This window comes from Duganella flavida, from assembly GCF_009857445.1.
Classification (GTDB): Bacteria; Pseudomonadota; Gammaproteobacteria; order Burkholderiales; family Burkholderiaceae_D; genus Rugamonas; species Rugamonas flavida.
This window is the reverse complement of the sequence record NZ_WWCN01000005.1, coordinates 215231-233620: the sequence shown is the minus strand read 5'-3', so window position 1 is coordinate 233620 and position 18390 is coordinate 215231. Positions and strand designations below refer to the sequence as shown.

Annotated in this window: 22 protein-coding genes and 1 tRNA gene; 15 read left to right on the top strand and 8 right to left on the bottom strand. The window is 60.7% G+C overall.

Annotation, left to right across the window (positions count from 1 at the left end):
• Positions 1-6 precede the first annotated feature (6 nt).
• Genes GTP46_RS09920 through GTP46_RS09885 form a run of 8 tightly spaced genes read left to right on the top strand, consistent with a single transcriptional unit; the run spans position 7 to position 7004 of the window.
• On the top strand, positions 7-828 hold the full coding sequence (locus GTP46_RS09920; RefSeq protein ID WP_229258878.1) for an ABC transporter ATP-binding protein: 822 nt from the start codon (positions 7-9) through the stop codon (positions 826-828).
• Positions 825-1727: a branched-chain amino acid ABC transporter permease gene (locus GTP46_RS09915; protein ID WP_161006458.1), complete on the top strand. Its 903-nt coding sequence runs from the start codon at positions 825-827 to the stop codon at positions 1725-1727. Before GTP46_RS09920 ends, GTP46_RS09915 begins: the two co-directional genes overlap by 4 nt.
• A 3-nt stretch (positions 1728-1730) precedes the next feature.
• Entirely contained in the window at positions 1731-2789 is a 1059-nt protein-coding gene (locus tag GTP46_RS09910) for a branched-chain amino acid ABC transporter permease (RefSeq protein ID WP_161006457.1), read from the top strand.
• A gap of 20 nt (positions 2790-2809) precedes the next feature.
• Positions 2810-4114 (top strand): ABC transporter substrate-binding protein, encoded by a 1305-nt coding sequence (locus GTP46_RS09905; RefSeq protein WP_161006456.1) that lies wholly within the window; start codon positions 2810-2812, stop codon positions 4112-4114.
• Positions 4111-4920 (top strand): ABC transporter ATP-binding protein, encoded by an 810-nt coding sequence (locus GTP46_RS09900; RefSeq protein ID WP_161006455.1) that lies wholly within the window; start codon positions 4111-4113, stop codon positions 4918-4920. The genes GTP46_RS09905 and GTP46_RS09900 overlap by 4 nt, the downstream gene beginning before the upstream one ends.
• 8 nt (positions 4921-4928) lie before the next feature.
• Entirely contained in the window at positions 4929-5114 is a 186-nt protein-coding gene (locus GTP46_RS09895) for an MmcQ/YjbR family DNA-binding protein (RefSeq protein WP_161006454.1), read from the top strand.
• Positions 5115-5116: 2 nt separating this feature from the next.
• Complete coding sequence (locus GTP46_RS09890; protein WP_161006453.1) at positions 5117-6382, top strand: phenylacetate--CoA ligase family protein; 1266 nt, start codon at positions 5117-5119, stop codon at positions 6380-6382.
• Between the two features lie 46 nt (positions 6383-6428).
• Positions 6429-7004 carry a hypoxanthine-guanine phosphoribosyltransferase gene (locus GTP46_RS09885; protein WP_161006452.1) on the top strand — a complete coding sequence of 192 codons (576 nt, stop codon included), beginning with the start codon at positions 6429-6431 and terminating at the stop codon, positions 7002-7004.
• Here GTP46_RS09885 and GTP46_RS09880 read toward each other — a convergent pair whose 3' ends face one another.
• From GTP46_RS09880 to GTP46_RS09865, 4 genes are all read right to left on the bottom strand, one after another.
• On the bottom strand, positions 7005-8174 hold the full coding sequence (locus tag GTP46_RS09880) for a tetratricopeptide repeat protein (RefSeq protein WP_161006451.1): 1170 nt from the start codon (positions 8172-8174) through the stop codon (positions 7005-7007).
• A 55-nt stretch (positions 8175-8229) separates the two neighbouring features.
• Positions 8230-9183 (bottom strand): NAD(P)H-dependent flavin oxidoreductase, encoded by a 954-nt coding sequence (locus tag GTP46_RS09875; protein WP_161006450.1) that lies wholly within the window; start codon positions 9181-9183, stop codon positions 8230-8232.
• An 89-nt stretch (positions 9184-9272) separates the two neighbouring features.
• Positions 9273-10181 carry an MBL fold metallo-hydrolase gene (locus GTP46_RS09870; RefSeq protein WP_161006449.1) on the bottom strand — a complete coding sequence of 303 codons (909 nt, stop codon included), beginning with the start codon at positions 10179-10181 and terminating at the stop codon, positions 9273-9275.
• Positions 10178-10390 (bottom strand): DUF1289 domain-containing protein, encoded by a 213-nt coding sequence (locus tag GTP46_RS09865; protein ID WP_161006448.1) that lies wholly within the window; start codon positions 10388-10390, stop codon positions 10178-10180. Before GTP46_RS09865 ends, GTP46_RS09870 begins: the two co-directional genes overlap by 4 nt.
• A gap of 87 nt (positions 10391-10477) precedes the next feature.
• On the opposite strand from GTP46_RS09865, the gene GTP46_RS09860 reads away from it, so the two are divergent.
• Both GTP46_RS09860 and GTP46_RS09855 read left to right on the top strand, forming a co-directional pair.
• Positions 10478-10891: a ribbon-helix-helix domain-containing protein gene (locus GTP46_RS09860; RefSeq protein WP_161006447.1), complete on the top strand. Its 414-nt coding sequence runs from the start codon at positions 10478-10480 to the stop codon at positions 10889-10891.
• 32 nt (positions 10892-10923) lie between these two features.
• The gene (locus GTP46_RS09855; RefSeq protein WP_161006594.1) at positions 10924-12051 is read left to right on the top strand and encodes an extracellular catalytic domain type 1 short-chain-length polyhydroxyalkanoate depolymerase; all 1128 of its coding nucleotides are present in this window, start codon (positions 10924-10926) and stop codon (positions 12049-12051) included.
• Here GTP46_RS09855 and GTP46_RS09850 read toward each other — a convergent pair whose 3' ends face one another.
• Positions 12052-12459, bottom strand: a complete 408-nt coding sequence (locus tag GTP46_RS09850; RefSeq protein WP_161006446.1) for a hypothetical protein — start codon at positions 12457-12459, stop codon at positions 12052-12054. It lies immediately after the preceding gene.
• A gap of 20 nt (positions 12460-12479) precedes the next feature.
• Entirely contained in the window at positions 12480-12698 is a 219-nt protein-coding gene (locus tag GTP46_RS09845) for a cysteine-rich CWC family protein (RefSeq protein WP_161006445.1), read from the bottom strand.
• A gap of 165 nt (positions 12699-12863) precedes the next feature.
• On the opposite strand from GTP46_RS09845, the gene argB reads away from it, so the two are divergent.
• Entirely contained in the window at positions 12864-13757 is an 894-nt protein-coding gene (gene argB, locus GTP46_RS09840; RefSeq protein ID WP_092281155.1) for an acetylglutamate kinase, read from the top strand.
• A 51-nt stretch (positions 13758-13808) separates the two neighbouring features.
• Positions 13809-13883, top strand: a tRNA-Thr gene (locus tag GTP46_RS09835).
• Positions 13884-13917: 34 nt separating this feature from the next.
• Here GTP46_RS09835 and GTP46_RS09830 read toward each other — a convergent pair.
• Positions 13918-14817: a TraB/GumN family protein gene (locus tag GTP46_RS09830; protein WP_229258876.1), complete on the bottom strand. Its 900-nt coding sequence runs from the start codon at positions 14815-14817 to the stop codon at positions 13918-13920.
• Positions 14818-14842: 25 nt separating this feature from the next.
• On the opposite strand from GTP46_RS09830, the gene GTP46_RS09825 reads away from it, so the two are divergent.
• The 3 genes from GTP46_RS09825 to pabB are packed head-to-tail and all read left to right on the top strand — an operon-like array spanning position 14843 to position 18035.
• Positions 14843-15568, top strand: a complete 726-nt coding sequence (locus GTP46_RS09825; protein WP_371869613.1) for an HAD-IA family hydrolase — start codon at positions 14843-14845, stop codon at positions 15566-15568.
• A gap of 31 nt (positions 15569-15599) precedes the next feature.
• Positions 15600-16175 (top strand): nucleoid occlusion factor SlmA, encoded by a 576-nt coding sequence (gene slmA / locus GTP46_RS09820; RefSeq protein WP_161006443.1) that lies wholly within the window; start codon positions 15600-15602, stop codon positions 16173-16175.
• Positions 16176-18035, top strand: coding sequence for an aminodeoxychorismate synthase component I (gene pabB, locus GTP46_RS09815; protein ID WP_161006442.1), 1860 nt, complete (start codon positions 16176-16178; stop codon positions 18033-18035).
• Here the strand turns inward: pabB and GTP46_RS09810 are convergent.
• Positions 18022-18381, bottom strand: a complete 360-nt coding sequence (locus GTP46_RS09810; protein ID WP_161006441.1) for a DUF1428 domain-containing protein — start codon at positions 18379-18381, stop codon at positions 18022-18024. The genes pabB and GTP46_RS09810 overlap by 14 nt on opposite strands.
• Positions 18382-18390: the final 9 nt, after the last annotated feature.

Below are 18390 nucleotides of genomic sequence, written 5' to 3'. Positions count from 1 at the left end.
GTGCACATGCAAATGAACGAGCCAGAAGCCCACTTTGGCGCGGCGGGACGCAAAACCGGGCCAGTGATTCTCGACCTGAAAAATATCTCACTGTCCTTCGGCGGCGTGAAGGCGCTGACCGATATTTCCTTCGACGTGCGCCAACACGAAATCCGCGCCATCATCGGCCCGAACGGCGCCGGCAAAAGCTCCATGCTGAACGTGATCAACGGCGTGTATCGCCCACAGCAAGGGCAGATCGTCTACCAAGGCGAAGTGCGCAAGAATATGGATTGCCATGCCGCTGCCAAATCGGGCATCGCCCGCACCTTCCAGAACATCGCGCTGTTCAAGGGCATGACGGTATTGGACAACATCATGACCGGCCGTAACCTCAAGATGAAATCCAATTTCCTGATGCAGGCCCTGTACTGGGGACCGGCGCGGCGCGAGGAAATCGCCCATCGCATCAAGGCGGAGGAGATCATCGATTTTTTAGAAATTCAAGCCATCCGCAAAACGCCGGTGGGCCGCCTGCCCTACGGCCTGCAAAAGCGCGTGGAGCTGGGCCGTGCGCTGGCCGCCGAGCCGGAAATCCTGCTGCTGGACGAGCCGATGGCGGGCATGAATGTCGAAGAAAAGCAGGACATGTGCCGCTTCATCCTCGACGTGAACGATCAATTCGGCACCACCATCGTGCTGATCGAACATGACATGGGTGTGGTGATGGATATCTCGGACCGCGTGGTGGTGCTCGACTACGGCAAAAAAATCGGCGATGGCACGCCGGACGAAGTGCGCTGCAATCAGGACGTTATCAACGCATACCTGGGAGTAGGCTGCGCATGAATCTCAACTTTTTCTTCGAAGTGCTGATCGGTGGCCTGCTGTCCGGGGTGATGTACGCGCTGGTGGCAATTGGGTTTGTGCTGATCTACAAAGCCTCCGGCGTATTCAATTTTGCGCAAGGCGCGATGGTGTATTTCGCTGCGCTGACCTGCGTTGGCGTGATGGACAAGCTGGGTGTGTCGCTGTGGATCGCATTACCGATCACGGTGGCGGTGATGATTTTGCTCGGCCTGGCGATTGAGCGCGTGGTGCTGCGGCCCTTGGTCAATCAACCGGAGATCACGCTGTTCATGGCAACCATCGGATTGGCGTTTTTCATTGAAGGGCTGGCGCAGCTGGTGTTCGGCGCGCAGGTGCGCAAGCTGGAACTGCCGATTGAAGACGTGCCATCGCAGTACCTGATGGACAACTACAACATCCTGGTCTCGCAATTCGACATCATGGCAGCGCTGGTGTGCGGTTTGCTGGTTACGTCGCTAGCCTTGCTGTTCTCGAAAACCAAAGTAGGCCGCGCCTTGCGCGCCGTGGCAGACGACCATCAAGCCGCACTGGCGGTCGGCATTCCCTTGCAGCGCATCTGGGCCGTGCTATGGGCGGTGGCTGGCTTGGTGGCACTGGTGGCCGGCATGCTGTGGGGCGCGCGTAATGGCGTGCAGTTCGCGCTGACCTTCATCGCGTTGAAGGCGCTGCCGGTGCTGATCCTCGGCGGCTTCACTTCCATGCCGGGCGCGATTGTGGGCGGCCTGATTATCGGCGCTTCCGAAAAATTGGCCGAGGTGTATATCGGCCCGCTGGTCGGCGGCGGTATCGAGGGCTGGTTCCCTTACGTGCTGGCCTTGCTGTTCCTGCTGGTGCGGCCGGAAGGCCTGTTCGGCGAAAAAATCATCCGGAGGATCTGAGGCATGTTCTACCGCGAAGCAGGACAATTCAAAACCAGCTACCAGGCCGATGGCCAGATCTTCCCTATTTTGCAGGACCGCCTTGCGCTGCTGGTGCTGCTGGCCGTTGCCATTGTGGTGGTGCCGCTGGTGGCGTCGCCGTACGCGCTGTCCGCGATCCTGATTCCATTCCTGATTTTCTCGCTGGCCGCTTTGGGTCTCAATATTTTGACCGGCTACGCAGGCCAGCTATCGCTCGGTACCGCAGCCTTCATGGCGGTGGGCGCGTTCGCCTCGTACAACTTCATCCTGCGCATTCCCGGCTTGCCGGTGCTGGCGGCGTTTGTGCTGGGCGGCTTGAGTGCGGCGCTGGTCGGCATCGCGTTTGGCCTGCCATCGCTGCGCATACGGGGTTTTTATCTCGCCGCCGCCACGCTGGCCACGCAGTTCTTCGTGGTGTGGTGCCTGACCAAGATTCCCTACCTGACTAACTACAGCAGCTCCGGTGTGATTACCGCGCAGCCCATCGTCATCCTCGGCTACGCCTTCGATACGCCGAACCGCAAATACCTTCTGGTGCTGGCCGTAGTGGTCGTGATGGCGCTGCTGGCCAAGAATATGATCCGCTCCAACGTCGGCCGTTCGTGGATGGCCGTGCGCGACATGGACGTAGCGGCAGAAGTGATCGGCTTCCGCCTGATGCGCACCAAGCTGCTGGCGTTCGCCGTCAGCTCCTTCTATTGCGGCGTGGCCGGCGCGCTATATGCATATGCCTACCTCGGCACGGTGGAGCCGGAAGCGTACAACCTTGACCTGTCGTTCCGCATCCTGTTCATGATCATCATTGGTGGCGTGGGCTCAGTGCTGGGTTCTTTCCTCGGTGCGGCGTTTATCGTACTGCTGCCGGTGCTGTTGAATGTCCTTGCACATAGCCTTACGTTGCCGACCAGCGTCGCCTCCAACCTGGAGCTAATGGTGTTCGGCGCGCTGATTATTTTTTTCCTGATCGTCGAGCCTCACGGCCTTGCGCGCCTGTGGCAAATTGGTAAAGAGAAGTTGCGTCTGTGGCCGTTCCCCCATTAAAAAATCAGAGGAGACACACTATGAAACGCTTTGCAGCTATCGTCGCCGGAATCACGCTTGCCGCCAGCAGCGCTGCCATCGCGCAGCCTATGGAACAGTACATCGCCCTGCCCTCGTATCGCGTAGGCCCTTATGCGGCGGGCGGTTCTGGATTTTATGGCGGCATCATCGACTACTTCAATCTGGTGAATTTGTCGGGCGGCGTGAATGGCGTGAAGATTTCTTGGGAAGAGTGCGAGACTGAATACAACCCATCGCGCGGCGTGGAATGCTACGAGCGTTTAAAGACCAAAAACGGCGGCGCAACGCTGGTCGAACCTTTATCCACAGGCGTCGCTTACGGTATTCTGGATCGACTCGCCGTCGATAAAATTCCGATGACGATGATCGGCTACGGCCGCTCCGACGCCGCCAACGGCAAAGTTTTCCCCTATGTTTTCCCGCTGATTACCAGCTACTGGAATCAAGCTGCGGCCATGATCAAATACCTCGGCGACAAAGATGGTGGCATGGATAAGCTGAAGGGCAAGAAGATCGTGCACCTGTATCACGACTCGGCGTTCGGCAAGGAACCCTTGCCGGTGCTGGAGGCGTTGAGCAAGCAGTATGGCTTTGAACTGATCAAAATCCCCGTCACGCCGCCAGGCAGCGAGCAGCAATCGCAGTGGCTGCAAATTCGCCAGGCGCGTCCCGACCATGTGATCCTGTGGGGCTGGGGCTCGATGAATGCGGTCGCCATCAAAACCGCCCAGCGCAATGGCTTCCCACGCGAGAAAATCCTTGGCGTGTGGTGGGCCGGTTCGGAAGAAGATACTGTACCTACCGGCGATGCAGCCAAAGGCTATAGCGCGATGACCTTCAACACGCCAGGCAACTACCCGGTGATGGACGAGATCCGCAAAAAACTCTACGCCGATGGCAAAGGCAATCTAGCTGACGCATCGCGCATCGGCAGCGTGTATCACATGCGCGGCGTGAGCGCGGCCATCCTGTGGGTGGAGGCGATTCGCGCCGCGCAGGAGAAATTCGGCAAAGGCAAGCGCGTCACCGGCGAGCAGCTGCGCTGGGGCCTGGAAAATCTCAATGTGGACGAGGCACGCCTGAAAGCCGTCGGCGCATTCGGCATGCTGCCCAGGGTGAAGACCAGTTGTGACGATCATGAAGGCTCGGGTGCAGTGAAAGTTCAGCAGTGGGACGGCAAGAAGTGGAATGCCATCACGCCTAACTGGATCGTCGGCGACAAAGCCTTAACCCGCAAACTGCTGGAAGAAAGCTCCGCAGCCTACGCGGCCGAGAAAAAAATCACGCCGGCATGCCTGAAATGACGACTGCTCCATACCTGTCTGTGAATAACGTGGAAGTTATCTACGACCACGTTATCCTTGTGCTGAAAGGCGTGTCGCTGCAAGTCCCGCAGGGGAAGATCGTCGCCCTGCTGGGCGCCAACGGCGCGGGAAAATCGACCACGCTGAAAACCATCTCCACCCTGCTGCGCGGCGAACGCGGTGATGTCACCAAAGGCGAAGTACAGTTCAAGGGCGAACGCATCGACCATCTCACGCCGAATGAACTGGTCAAGCGCGGCCTGTCGCAAGTGATGGAAGGCCGCCACTGCTTCGGCCACCTGACCATCGAAGAAAACCTGCTGACAGGCGCCTACACCCGCAGCGATTCGCGTGCGGAGATCAAGCAGTCGTTGGAAAAGGTCTACCACTACTTCCCGCGCCTAAAAGAACGCCGCAGCAGCCAGGCAGGGTACACCTCCGGCGGCGAGCAGCAGATGTGCGCCATCGGCCGCGCGCTGATGGCCAAGCCTTCCATGATTTTGCTGGACGAGCCGTCCATGGGCATCGCCCCGCAAATCGTTGAAGAGATCTTCGGTATCGTCAAGGACTTGAACAGCAAGGAGAACGTGTCCTTCCTGTTGGCCGAGCAAAACACCAGCATCGCGCTGCGCTACGCGGACTTCGGCTACATCCTCGAAAACGGCCGCGTGGTGATGGAAGGCGCGGCGGCTGATTTGTCCTGCAACGAAGACGTGAAAGAGTTCTACCTCGGCGTCTCCGGCGCGGGCCGCAAGAGCTTCCGCGACATGAAATTTTACCGCCGCCGCAAGCGCTGGCTGGCATAAGGAACCGCATGAACCTCACCAAGGCCAAGGCCTACTGTCGCAAGCTGCCCGGCGCGACCGAAGACATCAAGTGGGAATCCAACCTGGTGTTCTCGATCGGCGATGTGGAAGTGGCCCAGCTGTTAAAACGCTCCTATGAACTGGTGTTCGCCAAACTGACCAAAAAGCTGCAACGCGAAATACAAGGAACATGAACATGGCCGATACTTTCGACAGCCTGGAAGCACGCCTGCCGGAGCAGCGCGAACGCGAACTGATGGCACGCCTGCCGCAGCTGGTGGCGCGCGCAAAAGCTGCGGCGGGATGGTCGCGCATCCTCAAGGACGTCAACGCCGCCGACATCAGCAGCCGCGCCGCGCTGGCCACGCTGCCGGTGACACGCAAATCCGACCTGCACGGACTGCAGGAGCAGCAAACGCCGTTCGGCGGCTTGAATACCACACCGGTGGGCCAGCTGGCGCGCGTCTACATGTCGCCCGGCCCGATCTTCGATCCGGAAGGACGCGGCGCCGACTGGTGGCGTTTCGCGCGGCCGCTGTATGCGTCAGGCGCGCGCGCCGGTGGGCTGCTGCAAAACTGCTTCTCTTATCACTTCACACCGGCTGCCTTCATGGTCGAAGGCGGCGCATCAAGGTTGGGCTGCGCCGTGATCCCGGCCGGTAGCGGCCAGACCGAAATGCAGGTGCAAGCCATCCACACGCTGCGGCCCGATACCTACGTCGGCACGCCGTCCTTCCTGAAGATCATCATCGAGAAGGCGCAGGAAATGGGCGTTGATATCGGCAGCGTCAAGCGCGCGCTGGTGAGCGCCGAAGCGCTGCCGGAATCGCTGCGTACCTGGTTTGCCGAGCATGGCGTGCCGCATGTGCTGCAGGTGTATGCCTCGGCCGATGTCGGCAGCATCGCTTACGAAACGTGGAGTGGAAACGCGCGCGACGCCGGCATGGTGCTGGATGAAGACGTGATTCTCGAAATCGTCCGTCCCGGCAGCGGCGAGCCGGTACCTGCGGGCGAAGTGGGCGAAGTGGTGCTCACCGTGTTCAACCCGGACTATCCGCTGATCCGCTTTGCCACCGGCGACCTGTCGGCCATCCTGACCGACGCGCCGTCGTCGTCCTGTGGCCGCACCAACACCCGCATCAAGGGCTGGCTGGGTCGCGCCGACCAGACCACCAAGGTACGCGGTATGTTCGTCCATCCGTCGCAGGTGCATGACATCGTGCGCCGCCATCCACAGATCGTAAAAGCGCGCCTTGTGGTATCGGGCCAGATTGCGCAGGAGGCGATGACGCTGCACTGTGAAGTCGCCGATCCGGCCAGCGCCATTGCAAACAACGGCGGCGCGGACATCGTCGAATCGATCCGCAAGCTCACCAAGCTACGCGGCGAGGTGCAGTTTGTTGCGGTAGGCAGCCTGCCCAACGACGGCAAAGTCATCGCCGATGTGCGCGACTACCAATAATTGGAGGATAATAACGGACTTCACATCCGTTTTTAATAAAAAGATCATGCAAGACTTCCACCACAACCGTGCCCGCGCCCTGCTTGAGAGCGCAGAAGAACTGTTCACCAAACAGGACGTCGACAATGCCGTTGCCGCGATGGCCGACACGCTGAACGCCCGCTACAACCAGCCGGAGGCCGAAGAGTTCCCGCTGGTATTGGGCGTGATGGGCGGCGCCGTGGTCTTCACCGGCAACCTGCTGCCGCAGCTGACCTTCCCGCTGGAATTCGACTACATCCATGTCAGCCGCTATGGCGATGAGGACAAGGGCGGCGAAGTGGTATGGAAAGTGGTGCCGCGCTCGAACGTTGCTGGCCGCACCGTGATCGTGCTGGACGACATCCTGGACGAAGGCGAAACGCTGGCCCACGTCAAACAGCGCCTGCTGGACATGGGTGCCAAGGAAGTGATCCTGGCCGTGTTTGCCGACAAGGCGATTGGTAAAGTGAAGCCGGTGACGGCGGACATCGTCGGCATCACCATCCCGAACCGCTTCGTGGTTGGTTTCGGCATGGACGCTTACGGCTACTGGCGCAATCTGCCGGGCCTGTGGGCGATCAACAATCCCGACGCGTCGTAATCAAGGCCGCAACTGGTAGGCGTCGATGAATGTGCGGACGCCTTCCGGATGCGCTTTCTTCCACGCCTCAAACTCGGCGCGCCACGATTCCTTGTATTGCAACAGCAGCAAGGCTGGCTCCAGCTGATCGGCCTTGGCCAGCATGTGCAGGGTCTTCAACGCCGGATCCTGCAAGGCACCGCCGCTTTTGGCCGATACCTCATCAACCGCTTTCATCGCTGTGCGCCATGCGGCTAACTCCTGCGCGAACGGCGCGGCCTTTTTATCCGCCAGCGCTTGCTGTGTCGCCAGCAGCAGCCATATCGCGCCATCCGGCTGCTTGCTCCCGTCCGGCGAATTCAGGGATGGATCCATGGTGATGTTCAACTGGCGTGTGACCGGATCCAGCTCGCCTTTGGCCTTGCGCACCAGATTCAGCGGCGTCAATGGAAAGCCGCTGTTGGTGCGCAGCTGATTAAGCTTGACCCAGTTCGGCATCTGGCTTGGCTGCGCGGCGATGCCGTTCATCAGCGCACCTTCGGCCGGGCCGGGCTTGTCCTGCGAGACCAGCGCGTCGGCCAGGAAGCGCCAGCCCTGCGAATTGAGCGGCTCGGCCTCGACACCCTTGCGGAAGCGCTGCTCGGCCTCGGCGTATTTTTTCTGGAAGTAGAAACAGTCGCCGGCGTAAATCCACGCCACTGAATATTTTGGATCGAGTGCGGCGGCGCGCTCGTAATGCGCCAGCGCTTCGTCCAGCTTGCGCTGGGTGAACAGCAGCTCACCCTCGTGTAGCGCGGCCGCCGCTTCGGGCGTGGGCTCATGCAGCGGCAGTGGTTTGTCGTCGCTCAGCTCGCGCAGCACTTCCATCGCCACAACATCGCCGGCATGCTTTTGCAGCGCCTGCCGCGCCAGACCTTCCGATTGCTGCCGCAACTTGGCGGCATCGTCGCCCTGCGCCTGCTGCGACATGCGCAACAACATGCCGGCAATGCTCGACACCGGCAGGGATGAAGCCGGATCCGCCTGCGACGCTGCCGAGAACTTCTCAAACGCTTCCTTGTACTTGCCCTGCGCCTGGAAATGATGCCCTTGCTGAATCAACGCGTCAGCCTCGGCGTTGACCGGCACCAGTCCCTGCGCACTGCTTACTGCACATGCCAGCGCCAGCATCAGCGCAATGAATTTTTTCATGATCCGGCCAGGTTGTTTTCAGATCCTACATCTTATCTGAAATACAACCACCTGGTTAGAGGGCCAGGCGGGCGCGGGCGGCGTCGTATTCGCGTTTCAGGCGTTCGACCATTTCGCCGGCCGATGGGATGTCGTCCATCAGGCCCACGCCTTGGCCTGCGCCCCAGATGTCGCGCCAGGCTTTGGCGCTGCTGGAACCGAAGTTCATGGCGGTCTTGTCGGCAGTCGGCAGCGCGTCCGGATCGAGGCCGGCGGCGACGATGGATTTTTTCAGGTAGTTGCCGTGCACGCCGGTGAACAGGTTGGAGTAGATAATGTCGGCTGCGGTCGATTCGACGATGGCTTCACGGTAGCCGTCGCTGACGTTGGACTCCTTGGTCGCCAGCCAGCGCGAGCCGATGTACGCGAAGTCCGCGCCCATGGCCTGTGCCGCCAGGATCGCATCGCCGGTCGCAATCGAACCGGACAAGGCGATCGGGCCCTTGAAGAACTTGCGCACTTCACCCACCAGAGCGAACGGCGACAAGGTGCCGGCATGGCCGCCAGCGCCGCTGGCCACCAGGATCAGGCCGTCTACGCCCGCTTCCAGGGCTTTTTCGGCGTGACGGATCGACACGATATCGTGCATCACAATGCCGCCGTAGCTGTGGATCGCGTCCAGCATTTCTTTCGGCGGCGCGCGCAGCGAGGAGATGATGATCGGGATCTGGTGCTTTACGCACACTTCCACGTCATGCGCCAGGCGGTCGTTCGACTGGTGCACGATCTGGTTGACGGCGATTGGGCCAACGCGCTTGTCTGGATTGGCGGCCTGGAATTCAGCCAGTTCTTTTTGCAGGTCGGTCAGCCACACATCCAGCAGTTCGGCTGGACGGGCGTTCAGTGCCGGGAAGGAGCCGACGATGCCGGCCTTGCATTGTGCTGCCACCAGCGCCGGACCGCTGGCAATGAACATCGGGGAAGCGATGACTGGGAGGGAGAGATTTTGCAACACTGCAGGCAGGGTCATGGCGGGCTCGCTGGGGTGAGTTAATCGGTCCAAACGATTATAGATCGAAAATAGTACGACCGTGCAGAAACTAGGGAGCTTACTCTACTTTATTCATTAAGTAAGTACTCACCCTCAACACGCGCCGCAACACCACGTACCAGCTGGGCCACTGCCCACTTGCCTAAGTCCTCCGGTGTCTGCTTGAGAAAGTTGGTATTGGCGGCGGCGAACACCGGCATCGAGGTCAGCAGCACCGGCACATCAGCCAGCGGAATGCGCTGACGCTCCAGCAGCAGGAACTTGAGCAGCACTTTCAAGGCATTCTGCGCATTGCGCACCGGATCGGCGGCCAGGTACTCCAGCCGCGAGCGCGCGCGCGCCACAGCGCCGGCCACATCGGTGAACGGTGCGCCATGGCCGGGGATGACCACTTTGACGTCCAGCCCGGCGATCAGGTCCAGCGTGGCGCGCTCCTCGGCGAAGCCGGATTTTCCATCCAGTTCAGGGAAGATCACGCCAAAGCCGTTTTCCCACAGCGCGTCGGCCGAGGCCAGCACTTTTTCTTGCGGACAATAGAAGATCAACGAATGCGGATCGTGGCCAGGCGCGGCCAGGGCTTGCCATTCCATGTCGGCCAGTTGCAGCACATCGCCGGGAGCGATGGTGGCGTCGAAGGTGAAGCGGTCGCAGCGCTGGCCGGTGGCCTTGAAACTCAGCGCTTCCACATCCCAGTGGCGCACTTTTTCCGCTTCCGCCACGGGAATCGAGGTCTTGCAGCCATAGTGTGCCTGCAGGATGGCGTTGCCGCCGCAGTGGTCGGAATGCAGGTGGGTGTTGATGATCTGGTCGAGATGGCGGCCATGCAGCGCGTGGCGCACCAGTTCCAGCGTTTGCGGCGCGTGGCTCAGGTAGCCGGTATCGATAATGGCCGTATCGTGGCGGCCCAGCAGCATGATGTTGTTGGACGAGAGCCAACCACGCTCAAAAACCTGTATCGAATCCGGCAGTGCGTTCATTCTTCCTCGTCGAAATGGACAGTGAGGCGCCGCTGCGGCAATTCTGCCCAGACGGCGCGTTTAAAATCATCGTCGGCTTTGCCCCACGCGACGATCTCGGGAATGGTGCGCAAACACCCCATGCAATAGCGGCGGTCGCTATCCATTTTGCACAGGCTCACGCACGGCGAGGGGACGGGGGACGGGATTATGTTGGTTACTTCACTCATGGCGCCATTATGCCGTGAAGCCGCTTGACTTGGGGAAGCGGCGGCGTAGACTACCATCCATATAGATGGCGATTAGATGGAGACTCAATGGCCAAGCAAGAAATAAAGCTGAAGACCGCCGACTCGGAAAAAATCACCATCAATCTCGGCCCCGTCGACCTGGGGCAGATTGACCTGTTGGTGCAGGAAGGATTTTATTCCAACCGCACCGACCTGATCCGAACGGCGATCCGCAACCAGCTGAACCAGCACGCCGAGGTGGTCAGGCAGACCGTGGCGCGCAAGAGCCTGGTACTGGGCATGCAGCATTACTCCCGCGCCGACCTGGAAGCGATCCAGGCGGCCGGCGAGCGGCTGCAGATCCAGGTACTGGGCCTGGCCAGCATAGCCAGCGACGTTTCAGTCGAACTGGCGCTGGCGACTATCGAATCAATTTTTGTACTCGGCTCGCTGCACGCCAGCGCTGTTCTCAAGACGGCACTGGCGCCACGCATCCATTAAGGAGTGCCATGAAACTCAATTTTCTCACCCAAATGCGCGAAGCGGCGCAACAGTTAATCAACAAGGGCATCCCTTTGCAACGTAAGGCCGAACGGCCGGCCATGCGCGATATTAATTCGCCGCCGCCCAGTGCCGCGCCACATGCGCCGGAACCGGCGCCCGCCCCGCTGCAAACACCGAATCCGGCCACCCATCCGGCCGAATACGCGCAAGACATCCTCAACCGCATGGGCATCAGTCTGGATTTTCAGGCGAATCTGGACCGCGCCATCGATTTCGGTTCGCTGCTGCACCCGACGCCGGCACAGCCCATCACGGAAGGAGCACAATTTATTAGCGGCAGCTACACCAACCATGCCGGCACGCGGAATTACAAGCTGTACATTCCGGCCAACTATCACGGCCAGGCCATGCCACTGCTGGTGATGCTGCACGGCTGCACGCAGAATCCCGACGACTTCGCGGCCGGCACACAGATGAACCAGCTGGCCGAGGAAATGGGCTGCTTCGTGGTCTATCCGGAACAGAATGCGCAGGCCAATCACTCCAAGTGTTGGAACTGGTTCAGCGCCATCGACCAGCAACGCGGGCAAGGTGAGCCGTCCATCCTTGCCGGGATCGCGCAGCAGATTATCGAAGAGTATCCGGTCAACGAGCGGCAGGTATACGTAGCTGGCTTGTCGGCGGGCGGCGCGATGGCGGTGATTGTCGGCACCCTGTATCCGGAATTGTTTGCGGCGGTGGGCGTACATTCGGGCTTGCCGTTTGCATCGGCGCAGGACTTGCCGTCAGCGCTGACGGCGATGAAGCGCGGCGTGCATAGCGCGGCCAAGGCGGGCAATCCTGCACAGCCGATCATCGTGTTTCATGGCGACAGCGATACCACGGTGCATCCGGTGAATGGCGAGCAGGTGATGGCGCAGCGGCTGCGCCATCATCGCGGCGCGCGGCCGTCGGTGCAGTCGGGCGCGGTGCCGGATGGCCATAGCTACACGCAAACCACGCATCTCAAGCCGGACGGCACGCCGCTGGGAGAACACTGGGTGGTGCACGGCGCCGGCCACGCCTGGTCAGGCGGCAGCGCCTCCGGCAGCTACACCGACGCCAAAGGCCCGGACGCCAGCCGCGAAATGCTGCGCTTTTTCCGCACGGTGAGTTAATTAGTTTGTGGCCCAGCGCACCACAATGCCGAGCAGTGCGGCAAAGTTAGTCACTGTGAATCCAACCATCCAGTAGTACACACGGTCTATCCGGGTGGTGATACGGGCATCAAGGCTGTCCATCCGCTCGATGGTGTAGCGTTGAACGTAATCGATCTTCTCATTTACGCCAGCGATCTGCTTGTCGATGTGCGTGCGCAAGGCATCCAGCTGCGCCAGCATGGCCAGATGGTTTTGTTCCTGCGTACGTTGCAAGGACTCTTGTGTACGTTGCAAGGACTCTTGTGTACGCTGCAAAGAAATTAGAGCGCTGGTGACGTTATCCATTTGGGTCTCCAGCCGCACGATGCGGACGATGTGGGTATCGTCTGCCGCGCCACTTTGATTGTCAAGCGAAGTCGGGTTCATTTGCGCGCTCCCAGTGAGGGTTATGCGCCATTGTCCAGCGCCGGTTTCGGCGGCGTTTGAGTTTGCTCAATGATGTGCTGCTTCAGGCAGTCCGGGCACCAGCAGCTGGCGCCGGGGACGGACGGGACGGCAACCGCAGGCGGCAAATAGGTGCACCAGCAGGGCTGCGCCGGCGCCGCTGGGTCGGCGTCCGTCATGGCGCAGGAGAAATGCGCGCCGCAGCGCGAACAGGTACTCATGTTATTTCCAAGGCAATCATCACCTCCCAGCGTACCGCAGCGCCCAAGAAATTACCACCAGATGGCCCTATAATGCGTACTTGACGCGCAACTGGCTGTAAAATTGCGCCCAAAATTCTTCTTACCGGACTCGCCATGACCCAACTGACCAACCTGAACTTAGGCATGAATGACGATTTGACCGCGGTCTCCCCGCAGATCAAGGCGCAGATTCTGGCTGAGGCCCTCCCTTACATCCGCAATTACCACGGCAAAACCATCGTCATCAAATACGGCGGCAACGCCATGACCGAAGACCGCCTGAAGCACGGCTTCGCGCGCGATGTCATTTTGCTCAAGCTGGTGGGCATGAATCCAGTGGTAGTGCACGGCGGCGGTCCGCAGATCGACAACGCCCTGAAAAAAATCGGCAAGCAAGGCACTTTCGTGCAGGGCATGCGTATCACCGACGAAGAAACGATGGAAGTGGTGGAATGGGTGCTGGGCGGCGAAGTCCAGCAAGACATCGTGATGTTGATTAACCACTACGGCGGCCAGGCAGTCGGCCTGACCGGCAAGGACGGCGGCCTGATCCGCGCTCGCAAGATGGCCATGCCGGACAAGGAAAATCCAGGCCAGACCCTGGACATCGGCTTCGTCGGCGAAATCGAAGCGATCAACCCAGCGGTGGTGAAAGCCCTGCAGGACGACGCCTTCATCCCGATCATCTCGCCGATCGGCTTCGGCCAAGACGGCCAGGCCTACAACATCAACGCTGACGTGGTGGCCGGCAAGATCGCCGAAATCCTGAAAGCTGAAAAGCTGATCATGATGACCAACATCGCCGGCGTGCAAGACAAGCAAGGCAACCTGGTCACCGACCTGTCGGCACGCGAGATCGACGAGATGTTCGCCGATGGCACCATTTCGGGCGGTATGCTGCCTAAAATTTCATCAGCCCTGGACGCTGCCAAGTCGGGCGTGAACACCGTTCACATCATTGATGGCCGTATCGAGCATTCTTTGTTGCTGGAAGTCTTGACCGAACAAGCTTTTGGCACTATGATCCGGTCTCACTGAAAAAAAGGCGGTCTCGCCGGACTTCGGTGAAACCGCCACATTTCAGGCAATGCCCTTTTAGCTCAGTGGTAGAGCACTCCCTTGGTAAGGGAGAGGCCACGTGTTCAATCCACGTAAAGGGCACCATTCTTCCTGTAGTACCCTCCCGCAGTAACTCCCCTTAGTAAATTCGTTCGACCATCAGCCCGCGTTTGCGCAGCAGTTCCGGCACGCTCGTCTTGCCGACCAAATGCAGCACGCCGATTGCGGCCACGCTGTTGTTTTCGCGCGCCATCAGTTTGACCATGCTGTCCGCCAGCGCCGGATTGCGGCCTTCCAGCAGCACCTGCTGCACGAAACGGCCCGAGAAGGTATCGTCCTGCTCCGCCTTCAGCGCCAGCGCGTCCAGCGCCGCCACATCGGCATTGCGCCACGCATCAGCGATCTCGCGCGCTTGGTTGGCCTGCTCCTTGTCCTCGATGCCGGTGATGGCCTCCTGCAGGAACATCATTTGCTCGGCGGGCGTCATCTTGTCGAACAACGCCATCTGGCTATCGGCCGATTCCAGCTCGACGATTTTCTGTCCGGCGGCATGCGCCTGTTTCGACAAATGCGCATCCACCGCCAGCGAAGCCTCGTAGCCTTGCGCCGCAAATTCGCTCACCGTCAGCAGGCTGGCAAGCAGCCAAGGCTTCATGGTGGCCACCGATTCCGGTTCAATGTTGTACTGCCTGAGCAAACGGTCAAGACGCTGGCGCCATGCCGGCGTCATGCCCGCCACGCCTTTGTTGGTAAGGCCATGCTGCTGCACCGCGCGCGCCAGCTTTTGCGGATCGCCCAGTGGATCGATCTCCAGCGCCAGCACCGGCGCTTGTTTCAGCAAACGGGATAGGCGCGGCTCCAGTGGATAAAAATCCTTCGATCCAACGTGAATGGTGCCGAACAGGTAAAGTGTGTGAGTTCCCTGCTGCACCTTGAACAGCGCGCCGCGATTTTGCGCCGGCGCCGTGTCGGCTGCCCACGATGGGCCCAGCACAAAAAAGAACAAACTACAGAACATCACTATAATCTGGCGCTGCATGGTTTCCTTTGATCGTAGGTATGACGTGAATATTACTCGCTCCTCGCCCGTATGGCTGTTTGATCTCGATAACACCCTGCATAACGCTTCGCACGCCATCTTCCCGTCGATCATGGCGGGCATGAACCGCTACCTCGCACGCCTGCTGGGCGACGGCGTCACGCCCGCCAGCGATGAAGTGGTGAACGCCACCCGCACCATGTACTGGCAGCGCTACGGCGCCACCACGCTGGGCGTGGTCAAGCACCACGGCGTCAAGGCCGAGCACTTTCTGGATGAAACCCACCGCTTCGATAATCTGGAGGCCATGATCCGCGCCGAACGCGGACTGCGCCAAACGCTGCGCCGCCTGCCCGGCCGCAAAATCCTGCTGACCAATGCGCCGCACCGCTATTCGACACAAGTGCTGAAGCATCTGGGCTTGCAGCGCCAGTTCCAGCACCATGTGGCGGTGGAGGCGATGACGGTGCATCGCCACATGCGGCCCAAGCCATCCAAGCTGATGCTGCATCGCTTAATGCGCCGCCATCAGCTGACCCCACGCCGCTGCATCCTGGTGGAAGACACGCTGGCCAACCTGCGCAGCGCGCGCCAGATCGGCATGCGTACCGCGTGGGTCACGCAGTACCTGACCATCGGCGACACGGCCGGTCTGGCGCATCCTCAAAAAAGGTTAATTCGCCCCGCTTATGTCGATGTCAAAGTAAAATCTGTCAGGAACCTGCCGGCGCGTATGCACCGTCTGCGCTAACGACTTATATATTTCTAACTCGCGAGATCATATGGCAAGCACACCGCCAGGCCAGCGCCGTTTGCAAATCCTGCAGGCGCTGGCGGAAATGCTGGAACAGCCCAAGGGCGACAAGATCACCACCGCTGCGCTGGCGCGCAAGCTGGCGTTTTCTGAGGCCGCGCTGTACCGGCATTTCGCCAGCAAGGCGCAGATGTTTGAAGGGCTGATCGAGTTTATCGAGTCCAGCGTGTTCGGTCTGATTAACCAGATCGCCGATCGCCAGACCGACGGCCTGGCGCAGGCGCGCGACATCGTCGCCATGCTGCTCAATTTCGCGTCACAGAATCCGGGCATGACGCGGGTGCTGATCGGCGATGCGCTGGTCAATGAAGACGAACGCCTGCAACTGCGCATGAACCAGTTCTACGACCGCGTGGAACTGGCGCTGAAACAGGCGCTGCGCCTCGCCGCCAGCGAAGGCAATGCACACGAAGCCGATACCGCAGCACGCGCGGCGATGCTGACCAGTTTTGTGATCGGACGCTGGCACCGCTACGCCAAGAGCGGCTTTAAAAACAATCCGTCGCAAGATGCGGCGCTGCATATCACCCTGTTGTTATCGTAAATGGACACTGAAGTATTCGCCCTGCTGGACGACGCCAGCCCGGAAGCCTCACTCACCGGCAGCCGTTCGCGCCTCTACACCGGCCACACCGCCACGCTGCGCTGCGACGGCATCGCGCAATGGCCGCAGGTGCTGGAGCAAATGCAGGCGGCGCTCACGCGCGGCGAGTATGCCGTCACCGTATGCACCTATGAGCTGGGCGAGCAACTGCTGTCGCTCGACACGGCCGGCGCGCCGCCACGCGCGGCGGCTACGGCTACGCCGCTCGCACGCATCCTGCTGTTCAAAGACTGCGCCCAACTCGACGCGCAGCAAGTCGGCGACTGGCTGGCGGCACGCTCCTTCCCGATCGACCAGCCGGCCGGCATCGCCAACATCCGCGCCAACATCGACCAGCAAGCCTTCAGCGGCGCACTGGCGCGCATCCACGACTACATCGCGGCTGGCGACACCTACCAGGTCAACTACACTTACCGCCTGCGCTTCGACGCCTTCGGCAGCATCCACGCCTTGTACGCGCGCTTGCGCGGCCGCCAGCCGGTGCCCTACGGTGCTTTGATTGCGCTGGACGACGGCACCGCCGTGCTGTCACTGTCGCCAGAACTATTCGTGCGCCATGAAGGCGGCGTGCTGACCGCGCGCCCGATGAAAGGCACCGCGCCCGCAGCGCCACCGCAGCAGCAAGCAGAAAACATCCTGCGCGCTACCAACCTCGCCGCCGATCCAAAGAACCGCGCTGAAAACCTGATGATCGTCGACCTGCTGCGCAACGACATCGCGCGCGTAGCCACCACCGGCAGCATAGAAGTACCGGCACTGTTCGAGGTGCACCGCTACGCCAGCGTACTGCAAATGACCTCCACCATCACCGCACAGCTGCGCGAAGACGCCACGCTGGCCGATATCTTCGATGCGCTCTACCCATGCGGCTCCATCACCGGCGCACCGAAACGCCGCACCATGGAAATCATCCGCGAACTGGAACCAGACCCGCGCGGCATCTACACCGGCGCCATCGGCTGGTTCGATCCACGCGACGATGGCAAGGTGGGGGACTTCTGCCTGTCCGTCCCGATCCGCACGTTGACCCTGCAACCGCAAGGCGAAGACGGCGTACGTAAAGGCGAAATGGGCGTCGGCGCCGGCATCGTCTTCGATAGCGACGCGCTGGAAGAATACGCCGAGTGCAAACTCAAAGCGCGCTTCCTCACCGGCCTGCAAAACGATTTCGATATTTTTGAAACGATGTACGCCACGCCAGCGGACGGCATCCGCCACCGCGAGCGTCACCTGAAACGGCTGGCCGCATCGGCCGCCTACTTCGGCTTCCCGTGGGACGAGAAAGCCGCCAGCGCCTACCTGGACGCGGCCAGCGCCATGCTGGAGCCGGAACACACCGCCTACCGCGTGCGGCTGGCGATCAATCCAGCGGGAGCGTTCGCGGTGCAGCATGCGCCACTCGCGCCTTTGAATGAACCGGTCCGCGTGCTGCTGGCCGATGACACCACCAACAGCGGCGACCTGTTCCTGCGCCACAAAACCAGCATGCGCGCCCGCTACGACGCCGCCTGGCACGACGCCGAAGCACAAGGCGCATTCGATACCCTGTTCTTCAACGAACGCGGAGAACTGACGGAAGGTGGCCGCAGCAGCGTGTTCGTGCGCGTGAACGGCCAGTGGCTCACACCACCGCTCAGCAGCGGCGCCCTGCCCGGCGTGATGCGCAGCGTGCTGCTGGACGATCCCGAGTGGAACGCCAGCGTAGCGATCATCACCCGCGCCATGCTGGACGCCGCCGACGATATCGTCATCTGCAACGCCCTGCGCGGCGCAGTACGCGCCACTATCACAGGTCGATAATCATCTCGAAGCCGCCGTAGATCATGCGCTTGGCGTCGAACGGCATATTGGCGGGATTCATGTAGTGGGCCACGCGCGGATCGTGCATCACCTTGTCGTTGATCTCATCACGGCGGGCGCGCGATTCGTAGATGATCCACGAGAACAGCACCACCTCGCCTTCCTCAAGGATCACACTTTGCGGGAAGGAGGTGAGCTTGCCGGGCGGCGCATCGTCGGCCACATTCTCGCGGAACTCCAGCGCGCCATATTCCTTCCACATCGCGCCGCATTCGCGCGCCATTTTCTTGTAGGCCTCAAGATTTTCCCGAGGCACAGGAATCACAAAACCGTCTACGTAAGGCATAGCCGTCTC

Bases quoted from the DNA above. Each gene is read 5' to 3' on its own strand.
- GTP46_RS09905 (WP_161006456.1), top strand. From the start codon at position 2,810: ATGAAACGCTTTGCAGCTATCGTCGCCGGAATCACGCTTGCCGCCAGC.
- GTP46_RS09910 (WP_161006457.1), top strand. From the start codon at position 1,731: ATGTTCTACCGCGAAGCAGGACAATTCAAAACCAGCTACCAGGCCGAT.
- GTP46_RS09855 (WP_161006594.1), top strand. From the start codon at position 10,924: ATGCGCGAAGCGGCGCAACAGTTAATCAACAAGGGCATCCCTTTGCAA.
- GTP46_RS09830 (WP_229258876.1), bottom strand. From the start codon at position 14,817: ATGCAGCGCCAGATTATAGTGATGTTCTGTAGTTTGTTCTTTTTTGTG.
- pabB (WP_161006442.1), top strand. From the start codon at position 16,176: ATGGACACTGAAGTATTCGCCCTGCTGGACGACGCCAGCCCGGAAGCC.
- argB (WP_092281155.1), top strand. From the start codon at position 12,864: ATGAATGACGATTTGACCGCGGTCTCCCCGCAGATCAAGGCGCAGATT.
- GTP46_RS09900 (WP_161006455.1), top strand. From the start codon at position 4,111: ATGACGACTGCTCCATACCTGTCTGTGAATAACGTGGAAGTTATCTAC.
- GTP46_RS09880 (WP_161006451.1), bottom strand. From the start codon at position 8,174: ATGAAAAAATTCATTGCGCTGATGCTGGCGCTGGCATGTGCAGTAAGC.
- GTP46_RS09920 (WP_229258878.1), top strand. From the start codon at position 7: ATGCAAATGAACGAGCCAGAAGCCCACTTTGGCGCGGCGGGACGCAAA.
- GTP46_RS09860 (WP_161006447.1), top strand. From the start codon at position 10,478: ATGGCCAAGCAAGAAATAAAGCTGAAGACCGCCGACTCGGAAAAAATC.
- GTP46_RS09850 (WP_161006446.1), bottom strand. From the start codon at position 12,459: ATGAACCCGACTTCGCTTGACAATCAAAGTGGCGCGGCAGACGATACC.
- GTP46_RS09915 (WP_161006458.1), top strand. From the start codon at position 825: ATGAATCTCAACTTTTTCTTCGAAGTGCTGATCGGTGGCCTGCTGTCC.
- GTP46_RS09870 (WP_161006449.1), bottom strand. From the start codon at position 10,181: ATGAACGCACTGCCGGATTCGATACAGGTTTTTGAGCGTGGTTGGCTC.
- GTP46_RS09895 (WP_161006454.1), top strand. From the start codon at position 4,929: ATGAACCTCACCAAGGCCAAGGCCTACTGTCGCAAGCTGCCCGGCGCG.
- GTP46_RS09865 (WP_161006448.1), bottom strand. From the start codon at position 10,390: ATGAGTGAAGTAACCAACATAATCCCGTCCCCCGTCCCCTCGCCGTGC.
- GTP46_RS09890 (WP_161006453.1), top strand. From the start codon at position 5,117: ATGGCCGATACTTTCGACAGCCTGGAAGCACGCCTGCCGGAGCAGCGC.
- slmA (WP_161006443.1), top strand. From the start codon at position 15,600: ATGGCAAGCACACCGCCAGGCCAGCGCCGTTTGCAAATCCTGCAGGCG.
- GTP46_RS09885 (WP_161006452.1), top strand. From the start codon at position 6,429: ATGCAAGACTTCCACCACAACCGTGCCCGCGCCCTGCTTGAGAGCGCA.
- GTP46_RS09810 (WP_161006441.1), bottom strand. From the start codon at position 18,381: ATGCCTTACGTAGACGGTTTTGTGATTCCTGTGCCTCGGGAAAATCTT.
- GTP46_RS09875 (WP_161006450.1), bottom strand. From the start codon at position 9,183: ATGACCCTGCCTGCAGTGTTGCAAAATCTCTCCCTCCCAGTCATCGCT.
- GTP46_RS09845 (WP_161006445.1), bottom strand. From the start codon at position 12,698: ATGAGTACCTGTTCGCGCTGCGGCGCGCATTTCTCCTGCGCCATGACG.